8 protein-coding genes are annotated in these 13,564 nt (G+C 71.1%); 7 read left to right on the forward strand and 1 reads right to left on the reverse strand.

The window, feature by feature from the left end:
• Nucleotides 1–277 precede the first annotated feature (277 nt).
• Entirely contained in the window at nt 278–1,219 is a 942-nt protein-coding gene (gshB, locus tag LDO26_RS11715; RefSeq protein ID WP_232131282.1) for a glutathione synthase, read from the reverse strand.
• A 185-nt stretch (nt 1,220–1,404) separates the two neighbouring features.
• Between gshB and pilG the strand changes: the two genes are divergently transcribed.
• The 7 genes from pilG to LDO26_RS11750 all read left to right on the forward strand — a co-directional run bounded on the left by pilG (nt 1,405) and on the right by LDO26_RS11750 (nt 13,556).
• On the forward strand, nt 1,405–1,809 hold the full coding sequence (gene pilG / locus LDO26_RS11720; RefSeq protein ID WP_232131283.1) for a twitching motility response regulator PilG: 405 nt from the start codon (nt 1,405–1,407) through the stop codon (nt 1,807–1,809).
• A 14-nt stretch (nt 1,810–1,823) separates the two neighbouring features.
• Nucleotides 1,824–2,189, forward strand: coding sequence for a response regulator (locus LDO26_RS11725; protein WP_232131284.1), 366 nt, complete (start codon nt 1,824–1,826; stop codon nt 2,187–2,189).
• On the forward strand, nt 2,186–2,746 hold the full coding sequence (locus LDO26_RS11730) for a chemotaxis protein CheW (RefSeq protein WP_232131285.1): 561 nt from the start codon (nt 2,186–2,188) through the stop codon (nt 2,744–2,746). The genes LDO26_RS11725 and LDO26_RS11730 overlap by 4 nt, the downstream gene beginning before the upstream one ends.
• Nucleotides 2,747–2,788: 42 nt before the next feature.
• The gene (locus LDO26_RS11735; RefSeq protein ID WP_232131286.1) at nt 2,789–4,810 is read left to right on the forward strand and encodes a methyl-accepting chemotaxis protein; all 2,022 of its coding nucleotides are present in this window, start codon (nt 2,789–2,791) and stop codon (nt 4,808–4,810) included.
• 73 nt (nt 4,811–4,883) lie between these two features.
• The gene (locus tag LDO26_RS11740; RefSeq protein WP_232131287.1) at nt 4,884–11,591 is read left to right on the forward strand and encodes an Hpt domain-containing protein; all 6,708 of its coding nucleotides are present in this window, start codon (nt 4,884–4,886) and stop codon (nt 11,589–11,591) included.
• Nucleotides 11,584–13,089, forward strand: a complete 1,506-nt coding sequence (locus LDO26_RS11745; RefSeq protein WP_232131288.1) for a chemotaxis protein CheB — start codon at nt 11,584–11,586, stop codon at nt 13,087–13,089. The genes LDO26_RS11740 and LDO26_RS11745 overlap by 8 nt, the downstream gene beginning before the upstream one ends.
• Complete coding sequence (locus LDO26_RS11750; protein WP_232131289.1) at nt 13,086–13,556, forward strand: chemotaxis protein CheW; 471 nt, start codon at nt 13,086–13,088, stop codon at nt 13,554–13,556. Before LDO26_RS11745 ends, LDO26_RS11750 begins: the two co-directional genes overlap by 4 nt.
• Nucleotides 13,557–13,564: the final 8 nt, after the last annotated feature.

Genomic DNA, 13,564 nt, shown 5'->3' on the forward strand with positions numbered 1-13,564 from the left:
GGAAGCGAAGCGTTTGGCCGCGGATCCACGCGGATGAACGCGGATTCAAGCAGGAGCTGGAAGCTTGCCGGTGGGACGGCATCACGAGGGTCGACCGTGCCGGCGCATGTGCCTCCTGAACGACGTTAACCACGGCGCATCTGCTTTCATCCGCGCGTATCCGAGCAGATCCGTGGCCAACGACATCGCCTTCGCTCTTATCCGCGGGCATCCGCGTCGATCCGTGGCCAATCACACGCATTCGCTCTTGCCCGCATCCATCCGTGGCCAATCGCGCTCAGCGCCCGCGCTCGATCGCGTCGAACAGCAGGCCGGCGATGTTGAGCCCGAACTGGGCATCGAGCTCGCGGATGCAGGTCGGGCTGGTGACGTTGACCTCGGTCAGCCAGTCGCCGATCACGTCCAGGCCGACGAAGCGCATGCCGCGGCGGACCATCTCCGGACCGACCTGGGCGGCGATCCAGCGGTCGCGGTCGCTGAGCGGGCGGCCCTCGCCACGGCCGCCGGCGGCCAGGTTGCCGCGGAACTCGTCGCCCTGCGGGATCCGCGCCAGGCAATAGTCGACCGGCACGCCGTCGATCAGCAGGATGCGCTTGTCGCCGTCGACGATCTCCGGCAGGTAGCGCTGCGCCATCGCCAGGTGGCGGCCCTGGGTCAGGGTCTCGAGGATCACGTTGACGTTGGCGTCGCCGGCGCGCACCCGGAAGATCGAGCGCCCGCCCATGCCGTCGAGCGGCTTGAGCACCACCTCGCCGTGTTCGGCGACGAAGGCCTTGAGCAGCGCCGGGTCGCGGCTGACCAGGGTCGGCGGGCAGCATTGCGGGAACAGCAGCGCCGCCAGCTTCTCGTTCAGGTCGCGCAGGCCCTGCGGGTCGTTGACGACCGTCGCGCCCTGGCGCTGGGCCATGCCGAGGATCTGGGTGTCCTGCAGGTAGTCGGCGTCGACCGGCGGATCGGTGCGCATCAGCACGATGTCGTTGTCGCCGAACGCGCGCACCGCCATTTCGCCGAGGTCGAACCAGCCGTCCGGGTCGTCGCGCACCGCCAGCGGCGCGACCGTGGCCACCGCGGTGCCGTCGGACACCGCCAGCCCGCCGGGACGCACGTAGTGCAGCCGGTGCCCGCGCCGTTGCGCCTCCAGCAGCATCGCCAGTGTCGAGTCCTTGGCGACCTTGATCGACGCGATCGGATCCATCACCACCACGACATCGAGCGACATTGCGGACACACCGGCAGGCAGGGCGGACGATCTTAACAGGCACGCAGGCGCGTCGAAGGGGCGCAATTCCGCGGCAGAGCGCACAAACCGCACGAAAGCTTGACACTCCACAGGCCGGCTGGGATATAACTCCCGACTTGCAACGACGCCGGTGATCAGGCGCGTCGTGCACCAGGGGAGACAGCATGACCAGTGACGACACGCCGCCCGCGGGCAGCCTGCATGGGCTGCGGGTGATGGTGATCGACGACTCGAAGACCATCCGCCGTACCGCCGAGACGCTGCTCAAGCGCGAGGGCGCGGAGGTCACGACCGCGGTCGACGGGTTCGAGGCGCTCGCCAAGATCGCCGACCAGCGGCCGCAGATCATCTTCGTCGACATCATGATGCCGCGGCTCGACGGCTATCAGACCTGCGCGCTGATCAAGAACAACCAGGAATTCCGCGACACGCCGGTGATCATGCTGTCGTCGAAGGACGGCCTGTTCGACAAGGCCCGTGGCCGCATCGTCGGCTCCGAGCAGTACGTCACCAAGCCGTTCACGCGCGAGGAGCTCCTCGACGCGATCCGCACGCACGTCAACGCCTGAGCAAGGAATCAGCCATGGCCCGCATCCTGCTGATCGAGGATTCGCCGACCGATATCGCGGTGTTGACGCAGTGGCTCGAGCGCGCCGGCCACGAGGTGCTGGCGTCCACCAGCGCCGAGGACGGTATCGCCGCATGCAAGCGCGAGCGCCCGGACCTGGTGCTGATGGACGTGGTGCTGCCGGGCATGAGTGGCTTCCAGGCCACCCGCGCGCTGTCCCGCGACGCGGAAACCTCGGGCATCCCGGTGGTGATCATCAGCACCAAGGGCATGGACACCGACCGCATGTGGGGCCTGCGCCAGGGCGCCAAAGGCTACATCGTCAAGCCGCCGCGCGAGGACGCGCTGCTGGCGCAGATCAGCGAGGTCCTGGGGGCGTGACCCGGCCGGCGCAGCAGGCAGTCGCCGCGGACGGCGCGTTCGCGATCCTCGCCGGCTACGAGCAGCGCAGCCTTGCGCACGTCGTCGGCCTGCCCGAGGAGCTCGATGCCCCCGGCCTGTGGCGCGGCGTCGGCTACCGCATCGGCCGCCGCCGGCTGGCATCGGCCTTCGGCGAGGTGGTCGAGATCCTGCCGATCCCGCAGATCACGCCGGTCCCCGGTGCACAACCGTGGATGCTCGGCGTCGCCAACATCCGCGGCAGCCTGCTGCCGATCGTCGACCTCAAGCAGTTCCTCGAAGGCGAGCGCACGGTGCTGCAGGAGAGCCAGCGCGTGCTGATCGTGCGCCAGCCCGGCGGCGACGTGGCGGTCACCATCGACGAGCTGTTCGGCCAGCGCAGCTTCCTCGAGGAGGAAGAGGTCTCCGCCGAGCGCGTGGCCGAGGGCCGCTATGCGCATTTCATCGACCGCGCCTACCAGAACGCCGACGCCACCTGGGGCGTGTTCAGTCTTGACCGGCTGGGCCGTACGCCGGAATTCAGACAAGCCGCGGCCTGAGCCGCACTTCCGTATCGAGCATCGAGCAGGATCGAAACCAGCATGAGCACAGCAGCAGACACCCTTGCAGGCGGCAAGCGCACCCTCGGCACCAACTTCTGGGTCGTGCTGCTCAGCATCGCGGGCATCGTCCTGGTCCTCAATACCGGCTACAGCACCTGGAAGGCGGCCCGGCTGGGCGGCGCCAGCACCTCGGCGTCGAACCTGCGCGTGGACTCGCAGCGGCTGGCCAACCAGGGCGCCGAGGCGGTGCGCGGCAACGCGGCGGCCTTTGCGGCGTTCCGCGAGACCCGGGCGCAGATCGACGGCGACATCCGCCAGCTCAACGAGCAGTTCGGCGACACCACCGGCGTGGCCGGGCCGATCCGCACCGTCACCCAGACCTGGGAGCCGCTGTCGGTCAGCGCCGGCCAGCTGGCCGACAGCGAAGCCGCGGTACTGGCGTTCGCCGGCCAGGCCGACCGTTTCAGCCAGGGCGTGCCGCAGCTGCAGGCGCTGCTCGACGAGCTGGTGCGCGCGATGTCGAGCAGCGGCTCGCCGTCGTCGCAGGTCTACATGGCGCTGCGCCAGGTGGTGCTCGCCGGCGACATGGCGCGCCGGGTCACCGAGGTCCAGGCCGGTGGCGGCGGTGCCACCATCGCCGGCCAGGGCCTGCGCCGCAACGCCGAGGACTTCCAGCAGGTGATGACCGGCCTGCGCGAGGGCGACCCCTCGCGTGAACTGCAGGCGCTGACCAACGGCAACGCGCTGGCCGCGCTGTCCAAGGCCGATGCCGCATGGGCGACAATGCGCGAGGACCTCGAGTCGATCCTGACCAGCGCCGACCAGCTGTTCCAGGCGCAGACCGCCGCCGCGGCCCTGGTCACCGGCTCGGACAAGCTGCTCGGCGACAGCGATTCGCTGTTCAACGCGTTCACCGCGTTCGGCTCGCTGAAGGACACCAGCGTGCTCGGCAACATCTGGATCAGCATCATCGCCGGCCTGGTCGCGCTCGGCGCCATCGTCGGCCTGCTGTTCTCGCTCAGCCGCGCCCAGCGCGAGCGCTACGAGACCACGATGGAACTCAACAACCGCAACCAGGAGGCGATCATGCGCCTGCTGGACGAGATGGGGTCGCTGGCGGAAGGCGACCTGACGGTCAAGGCGACGGTGACCGAGGACATGACCGGCGCGATCGCCGACTCGATCAACTTCGCGATCGAGCAGCTGCGCAGCCTGGTGCAGACGATCACCGACACCTCGGTGCAGGTCGCCTCCAGCGCACAGGAAACCCAGGCCACCGCGATGCACCTGGCCGAGGCCGCCGAGCACCAGGCGCAGGAAATCAACTCCGCGTCGGAGCGGATCAGCGAAATCGCGCTGAGCATCGACCAGGTGTCGAAGAACTCGGCCGAGTCTGCCGACGTGGCGCAGCGCTCGGTGCAGATCGCGACCAAGGGCGCGGGCGTGGTGCGCGAGACGATCCAGGGCATGGACTCGATCCGCGACCAGATCCAGGAGACCTCCAAGCGCATCAAGCGGCTGGGCGAAAGCTCGCAGGAGATCGGCTCGATCGTCGAACTGATCAACGACATCTCCGAGCAGACCAACATCCTGGCGCTGAACGCGGCGATCCAGGCGGCGTCCGCCGGCGAGGCGGGCCGCGGCTTCGCGGTCGTCGCCGACGAAGTGCAGCGGCTCGCGGAACGCTCGTCGAGCGCGACCAAGCGCATCGAGACGCTGGTCCAGACCATCCAGTCCGACACCAACGAAGCGGTGACCTCGATGGAGCAGACGACCTCCGAGGTGGTGGCCGGCGCGCGCCTGGCCGAGGACGCGGGCACCGCGCTGGGCGAGATCGAAAGCGTGTCGACCAGCCTGGCCGACCTCATCCAGGGGATTTCCTCGGCGGCGCACCAGCAGTCGTCGGCGGCGACCAACATCACCACGGCGATGCACACGATCCAGTCGATCACCGCGCAGACCTCGCAGGGCGCCAACCAGACCGCCGAGTCGATCGGCAACCTGGCGCAGTTGGCGGCCGACCTGCGCCGCTCGGTCGCCGACTTCAAGCTGCCGGCCTGAGCCAGGACCATCGCATGACCGTGAGTCCCGTCGGCGTGTCCGGATCCTGCGCCGCTCCTGCCGGAGCCGTCGCATGACCGCGCTGCGCGATGCCATCGACCACACGATGCTCGGCTGGATCAAGCCCGAGCTCGACGAGGTGCTGCGCCAGGCCCGGCTCGAACTCGAGGCCTTCGTCGAGGATCCGTCCGACAGCAGCCGCATGCGCCTGTGCGCCGGCTATCTGCACCAGGCCCAGGGCACGCTGCGGATGGTCGAGCTGTCCGCACCGGCGATGGTCGTCGAGGAGATGGAGCAGCTGGCCGACGCGCTGCGCGACGGCCGCGCCGCCGACCGCGACATCGCCTCCGCGGCGCTGCTGCGCGGCATGCTGCTGCTGCCCGACTACCTCGAACGCCTGCAGGGCGGGCACCGCGACATCCCGATCGTGCTGCTGCCGCTGCTCAACGAACTGCGCGCCGCGCGCGGCGAGCCCGGGCTCGGCGAGAGCATCCTGTTCGCGCCGGATCTGGCGCGCGCGGCCCCGGAGTCGCTGGTGCCCGTGGCGCCGGTCGCCGTCGACGCGTCCAGCGCCGCGCTGCGCGCGCTGCACGCCGCGCTGCAGGCCTGGCCGGCCGACGCCGCCATCGCACCGGTCGATGCCGGGCCGCTGGCCGATGCCCTGCGCACGCTGGCCGCCTGCGAGGCGCCGGATGCGGTGCGGCGCATGCTGTGGGTCGCCACCCGCGTCGCCGAGGCGCTGGCCGATGGCGCGGTCGACGACGGCATTGCGCTGCGCCAGGTATTCGCCAGCGTCGAGCGCGAAGCCAGGCAGCACCTGGATCCCGCGCTGTCGGCACCGGTGTCGGCCGAATCCGCGCAGGAGCCGACCCGGCAACTGCTCTACCACGTCGCCCACGCGCAGCCGGGGCATCCGGCGCTCGATGGTTTGCGCGAGACCTTCGACCTGCAGGCCGAGCTGCCGTCGGCGTCGGAGATCGACCATGCGCGCAGCAGCCTCAGCGGCCGCAACCGCGCGCTGCTCGATACGGTGTCGGGCGCGGTCAAGGAGGACCTGTTGCGGGTCAAGGACGCCCTGGACCTGCACCTGCGCACCCATGCGGTCGATGCGGCTGCGCTGCGGCCGCAGATTGCGGTGCTGGCGGGGGTGGCCGACACCCTCGGCATGCTCGGTCTCGGCGCCGCACGTTCGATCGTGCAGCAGCAGCGCGAGACCATGAGCGCGATCGTCGACGGCACCAGGCCGGCCAACGAGGACACCCTGCTCGATGTCGCCGGCGCGCTGCTGTACGTCGACGCCAGCCTCGACGACCAGGTGTCGCGCCTAGGCCCCGGCAGCGGCGGCGACGCCTCGGGCGCCGAGGACGCGTTGGCGGTCGAGGCGCAGCAGACCGTGGCGGTGGTGATCCGCGAGGCGGTGGCCAACTTCTCCGATGCGCGCCAGGCGCTGGTGGCCTTCGTCGAGACCAGTTGGGACCACAGCGAACTGCAGGAAGTCCCGCGGCTGCTGCACGAGGTCGCCGGCGCCCTGAAGATCCTCGAGATCCCGCAGGCCGCCGACTACCTGACCGGCGTGCGCCTGTACACCGAGCGCGAGCTGATCGCGCGCCGCCGGGTGCCGAACGGGCGCCAGCTCGACACCTTCGCCGATGCGCTGGCGAGCCTGGAGTACTACCTGGAATCGCTGCGCGGCCAGCGCGGCGACCGTGGCGACATCCTCGACATCGCGCGCGCCAGCCTCGAGGCGCTCGGCTACTGGCCGCTGCCGGCGGCCGGCAGCGGCGTGCCGGCCGTGCCGGAAACCGCGCCCGAACCGCCGGCCAGTCCGTTCGACATCGACCTCGGGCAGCTTGCGCGCGGCACCGATCCGTGGGTGGGATCGAGTGCGTCGCAGCCCCCCGCGGCAGCCGTGCAGGCGACTGCGGGGGACCGCAGCGCCGCCGCGCCGGCACCCCCCGCGCCGCCGGCAGTGCCCGGCAGCCCGGCGGTCGGTACGGGGACGGGCATCGGCACCGGCATCGGCGGCTTCGAGCAGACCGGCGACGAGATCGACGACGAGATCCGCGAGGTGTTCCTCGAGGAGTTTGCCGGCGAGATCGAGAATCTCGACACGCTGCTGCCGCCGTGGCGCGCACAGCCGGACAACCTCGAACTGCTGCGGCCGATCCGCCGCGTGTTCCACACCCTCAAGGGCAGCGGCCGCCTGGTCGGCGCGCGCACGCTCGGCGAATTCAGCTGGGCGGTCGAGAGCATGCTCAACCGCGTGCTCGAAGGCAGCCGCAGCGCCAGCCCGGCCGTGGTCGCGATGGTCGACCAGGCGTTCTACACCCTGCCGCAACTGCAGGCCGTGCTGCGCGGCGATGCCGTGCTGACGGCCGACCTCGAGACCATGCAGGCCTCCGCCGCGCGGATCGCCGCCGGCGACGACATGCTGCCGGTCGAGCCGGGCGCGCGTGCGCCGGTGGTCGATGTCGATGTCGGCGATCGCGACGTCACCGTCCCGGCGCCGTCCGATGCCGGGACCGCCGGCCCGCCGCCCGAAGCGGGCGACGCGGCCGGGGAGATTGCGACCGAGGCCGTCGAGACCGTGCCCGCATCGGTCGATGCGCTGCTGCTGGAGATCCTCGATACCGAGGTCAAGGGGCATCTGGACACCGTCGAGGCCTGGATCGCCAGCGGTGGCGATGCCGGCGTCGTCGATGGCGAGCGCCTGCTGCGCGCGCTGCACACCATGCACGGCGCGTTCGCGATGGCCGAAGTGCCGGTGGTCGGCATGCTGCTGGCGCCCGCCGAAGAGTACGCGCGGCGTCTGGTCGCGGCCAGGACCGCGCCGGATCCAGTCGTGTTCGGCACGCTGGCCGACATCGCCGCGCATGTCCGCGACACGCTGCAGCAGTTGCACGCGCCCGAACCGCGCGTCGCGGTGCTGCCGGCGCTGGAAGCACGCATCGGTGCCGCCCGCGATGCCCTGCCGGACGTCACGACCGACCGGTTCGCCGCCCTGTTCGATACCGTCGACGAGGACGCGGACGAGGTGGCAGCCGCGGCAGAAGCCGAGCGGCTCGAAACCGAACGCGTGGAAGCCGAGCGTGTCGAGGCGGAACGGCTTGAAGCCGAACGTGCCGAGGCCGAACGTCTCGAAGCCGAGCGTCTGGAGGCGGAGCGTGTCGAGGCGGAACGACTTGAAGCCGAACGTGCCGAGGCCGAGCGTCTCGAAGCCGAACGCTTGGAGGCGGAGCGTGTCGAGGCGGAACGGCTTGAAGCCGAGCGCATGGAGGCCGAGCGCCTCGAAGCCGAGCGTCTGGAGGCGGAGCGTGTCGAGGCGGAACGGCTTGAAGCCGAGCGCGTGGAGGCCGAGCGCCTCGAAGCCGAACGTCTGGAGACGGAGCGTGTCGAAGCGGAGCGGCTTGAAGCCGAACGTGCCGAGGCCGAGCGTCTTGAAGCCGAACGGCTGGAGGCGGAGCGTGTCGAGGCAGAACGGCTTGAAGCTGAGCGCGTGGAGGCCGAGCGTCTCGAAGCCGAGCGTCTGGAGGCGGAGCGCGTCGAGGCGGAGCGGCTTGAAGCCGAGCGCGTGGAGGCCGAACGTCTCGAAGCCGAGCGCATCGCGGCCCTGCGGCACCAGGAACACCTGGACATGCTGCGCTTCGAGAACGAACGTCTCGAAGCCGAACGCCTGAAGGCGGCGCAGGAAGCGGAAAACTCCGTATCCCAGCGTCCGCAGGCACAGGACGGAACCGGACAGTCCGACGCTGCGGACGACGCGGCCACGGTGCCCGCCACTGCCGTCGACGCCGATGCGGTGGCGCAGCTCGAAGCCGACCTGTTGACCCGGGAACGCAAGGCATTCGAAGCCCATCTGCGTGGTCTGGTCGAAGCAGGACTGGCCGCGGCCGCGTCTGCCGCGGAGGCTGCACCTGAAGCGGAGGCTGAAACCGAAGCGGCAGGCGAAGCGGCGTTCGCGGCCGATGTCGTCACCGACGCCGCCGGCGAGATCGACTCCGTGGTCGAAGTGGAAGCGGAGGCGGAAGCGGAACCCGCACCGGAACAGGCACCGGCTGCCGAAGCCGCCGCCGGGGACGCATCCCCGGTGGACGTCGGAATCGAGGCCCCGCCGGCATCCGATGCTCCCGCTGCACCGCCGGCCGATACATCAGCCGAAACGGCAGGCGAAGCGTCGCCCGCGACCGAGGTCGTCACCGACGCCGCCGGCGAGACCGGCTCCGGGTCCGAAGCGGAAGCGGAATCCGCATCGGAACAGGCACCGGCTGCCGAAGTCGCCGCCGGGGACGCGTCCTCGGCGGACATCGGATTCGAGGCCCTGCCGGCATCCGATATCCCCGCTGCACCGCCGGCCGACACATCGTCGGCACCGGCCGAAACCGACTTCGAGCCCGGAACCCAGGCGGCGCCGATGGCGCCATCCGCGGGCGAGGATCCCGATGCCCCGCTGGACATGACCGGGCTCGATGCCGAACTGGTCGACATCTTCGTCGAGGAAGGCATCGACCTGCTCGACCACGCCGACGGCCTGCTGGCGCAACTGCGCGAGACCGCCGATCCGCACGAGCCGATCGTCGGCCTGCAGCGCGACCTGCACACCCTGAAGGGCGGCGCGCGCATGGCCGGCCTGATGGAGATCGGCGAGCTCGGCCATGCGATGGAAACCCTGCTCGAATCGGTCGCCGAGCGGCGCACCGACCTGCGGCAGCGCGACATCGCCCTGCTGGAACAGGGCTTCGACCGGCTGCATGCGATGGTCACGCGCGCCGGCGCGCATCTGGCGATCGGCCCGTCGCAGGCGCTGGTCGAGGCGTTCAGCGGCACCCTGCAGGCGACCGCGGAGGCCTCCGGTGGCGACGCCGCGACGAGCGCCGGCAAGCCCGCGCTCGCGCCGCTGTCCGAACCGCTGCTGCCCGAGGCGACCGCGCAGGACGACGAGGAAGGCGCGCTGCGCGGATCGCAGGAACAGGTGCGCATCCGCGCCGACCTGCTCGACCGGCTGGTGACCTACGCCGGCGAGGTGGCGATCTACCGCGCGCGTCTGGAACAGCAGCTCGGCGCGTTTCGCGGCGCGATGGGCGAAATGGCGCAGACCAACACGCGCCTGCGCGACCAGTTGCGCCGCCTCGACATCGAGACCGAGGCGCAGATCATCGCCCGCTTCCAGCGCGAGGGCGACACCGGCGACGCGACCTTCGATCCGCTGGAGCTCGACCGTTTCTCGACCCTGCAGCAGCTCTCGCGCGCGCTGGGCGAGTCCGCCGCGGACATGACCAGCCTGCAGCAGACGCTGGACGACCTGACCCGCCAGTACGAAACCCTGCTGCTGCAGCAGTCGCGCGTCAGCTCGGAGCTGCAGGAAGGCCTGATGCGCACGCGCATGGTGCCGTTCGACGGCCTCGTGCCGCGACTGCGCCGCGTCGTGCGCCAGGCCGCGCAGGAGACCGGCAAGCGGGTGCAGCTGCGGCTCGACGGCACCCAGGGCGAGCTGGACCGCAACGTACTCGAACGCATGGTCTCGCCGATCGAGCACATGCTGCGCAACGCGATCGCGCATGGGCTGGAAACGCCGGCGGCGCGCCGCGAGGCCGGCAAGCCGGAAGAGGGCACCGTGCATATCGCTGTGCGCCGCGAAGGTTCGGAGGTGGTGCTGGAGATCGGCGACAACGGTGCCGGCCTCGACCGCGCCGCGATCCGTCGCCGGGCCGAGGAGCGCGGGCTGGTCCGTGCCGATGCGGTGCTCGGCGACGGCGACCTCGACGCGTTGATCCTCGAGCCCGGTTTCTCGACCGCGACCGAAGTCAGTCGCCTTGCCGGCCGTGGCGTCGGCATGGATGTCGTCGCCAGCGAAGTGCGCCAGCTCGGCGGCAGCGTCGACATCCGCTCGCGCGCCGGTCAGGGCGCGACGTTCACCCTGCGCCTGCCGCAGACGCTTGCCGTCACCCAGTCGGCGTTCGTGCGCATCGGCGATACCAGCTTCGCGGTACCGATCGCCTCGGTGCGCGGCGTCGGCCGCATCGCCCGCGACGCCATGGGGCCGGACGCGGTCTACCGCTACGGTGGCGAGGACTACCTGCTGCACGACCTGGGCCGCCTGGTCGGGCAGGCGCCGGCGCGCGCGGAAAACCAGCTGCAGATGCCGTTGCTGCTGATCCGCTCCGGCGAACTGCGCGCGGCGGTCGCGGTCGACGAGATCATCGGCAACCGCGAGATCGTGGTGAAGCCGGTCGGGCCGCAGGTCGCCTCGATCCCCGGCATCTTCGGCGCGACGATCATGGGCGACGGCCGCGTCGTGGTGATCCTCGACGTGGCGCCGCTGGTGCGCCGCCAGCTGGTGCTGGCCGCCGAATCGGCGGGCGCTGCATCGGCGCCGGAGTCCGCGCCGGTGGAGCAGCGTCCGGTGCCGCTGGTGATGGTGGTCGACGATTCGGTGACGATGCGCAAGGTCACCGGACGCGTGCTGGAGCGCCAGGGCTTCGAGGTGATCGCCGCGCGCGACGGCGTCGACGCGCTCGAGCGCATGGAGGAGCGCGTGCCCGACCTGATGCTGCTGGACATCGAGATGCCGCGCATGGACGGCTACGAGCTGGCGACCCGGATGAAGGAGGACCCGCGGCTGCGCGAGGTCACCATCATGATGATCACCTCGCGCACCGGCGAGAAGCATCGCCAGCGTGCGTTCGAGATCGGCGTCGATCGCTATCTCGGCAAGCCCTATCAGGAGAACGACCTGCTGCGCCACGTCCACGAACTGCTGAAGATGGACCGCGACGATGAGTGACCGGCCCATCCGTACCGCGGTGCTGGCCCGCGAGGGCGCGGCCCGCGACCGCATCGTCGAAGGCCTGCAGGCGACCGGCGTGGAGGTCGTGGGCGTGCTCGACCCGGTCGTGGCCGAGCCGCAGGCGCTGGTGGCGCTGGCGCCCACCGCGATCATCGTGTCGCTGGAGCCGGTGCTGGAGGACGCGCTGGAACGGTATGTCGAGGCGTTCGGCGATCCTGCGGTCACGGTGATCTTCGAGGAGGCGTCGCTGGTCCTGGACCGCACCGGCTGGGACGCGGCGCGGTGGCTGCGGCACCTGTCGGCGAAACTGCGCCGCGATGTCGACGTGCTGCCGCCGGGGCCGCAGCACGACGACGACCTGGCCGGTCCGGAGATCGGGATCGACGCTGCGGAACTGGCGCTCGCGCTGGATGACGGCGCCGCGACTGCCGCGCCGGACGATGCGGGCGCCGGCAACGTGGGCTTCAATGCGTTCGATCCGGTCGCGTTCGAGCACGGCACGGATACCGCTGTCGAGCTGTCGATCGTCGTCGACCCGGCGCTTGCCGCAGGCCTGGAGCTCGCGGCGCGCGACGACGACGCGCCGACGGATGCGGCGGATGTCGCCGGTGTCGACGACGACATCGCCGGCTGGTCGGTCGAGATGCCGGTCGAGGTCTCCGAGCCGGCGTCTCCCGCGGATGCTGCCGATGCGGCGCCGGCATTCGACGACGACCCGCGTGCCGATGCGCCCGGCATCGCCACGGAACAGCCCACCGCGGGCCCGGTCAGCGATGTCGACGCATTGCCGTCGTTCGCCGCCGCGGCCACCACCGCGCACGCGCCCGACGTCGCGCCCAACGCGCCGGCGCGGGTCGATCTGGCGGCGCTGGAGACGCGCATCTCCGGCCTCAGCCTCGCCGATACCGACAGCTACGGCCATGGCCCCGAACACGGCGCCGTACTCGTCGAGGGCGGCCTGGGCGGACCGGACGCCGTGCGCCAGTTGCTGGCGGCGATTCCCCCGGGTTTTCCGCGGCCGATCCTCGTGCGCCTGCATCTCGATGGCGGGCGTTACGACCGCCTCGTCCGGCAGATGGAACGCGCGGCGCAGTTGCCGGTGAGCCTGGCGGAGGCCGGCAACGGGATCGCCGACGGCGAGATCCATTTCGTCACGCCCGATCTCGACATCGCGCGTCGCGACGGCGTCCTCCGCTTCGTCGAGGCCGGCGGCACGTCGGCGCTGCCCGCTGCGCTGCCCGCCGACGACAGCGCGGTCCTGTTCCTCAGCGGCAGCGATGTCGCGCTGGTCGAACAGGCCATGGGCCCGGCGTGGCAGGGGGCGCTGGTCGCCGGACAGTCGCCGGAAGGCTGCTACGACGCGACGGCCGCCAGCGCGGCGATCGCGCGCGGCAGCGCCTCGGGTACCCCCGCGGAACTGGCCGCCATCCTGGCCGCGCGCTGGATACCCGCCGCGCACGCCCTTTCGCTCGATACCGGAGACCTCTCGCCGTGAACACGACCGTCGACGAGATCCGCGGCGCATTGGTCCGGGTCGGTTCGGGGCAGCTGCTGCTGCCCAACGCGACCATTTCCGAAGTGCTGTCCTACTCGCCGCCGGAACCCGTGGCCGATGCGCCGGAGTGGCTGCTCGGGCGCATGCGCTGGCGCGGCTGGCGACTGCCGTTGGTGGCGTTCTCGGCGTTGTCCGGGCAGGGCGCGGAGGCGGCCGATCTGGGCAGCAAGGTCGTGGTGCTCAAGGCGCTGGGCGGGGATGCGCGCATGCCGTTCTTCGCCCTGCTGACCCACGGCTTCCCGCGCCTGGTGACGATCCCGGCCGCGTCGCTGCTCGACGCGACCGACGACGATGGCGATGCCGCACTGCCCGCGGCCGTCCGCGCGCGCGTGCGGCTCAACGACGAGGACGCACTGATCCCCGACATCGACGCCATCGAGCACGCGATCCGCGAAATCCTGGCGTAGGGCGGATC

The organism is Proluteimonas luteida (assembly GCF_021191695.1).
GTDB classification, from domain to species: domain Bacteria; phylum Pseudomonadota; class Gammaproteobacteria; order Xanthomonadales; family Xanthomonadaceae; genus Luteimonas; species Luteimonas luteida.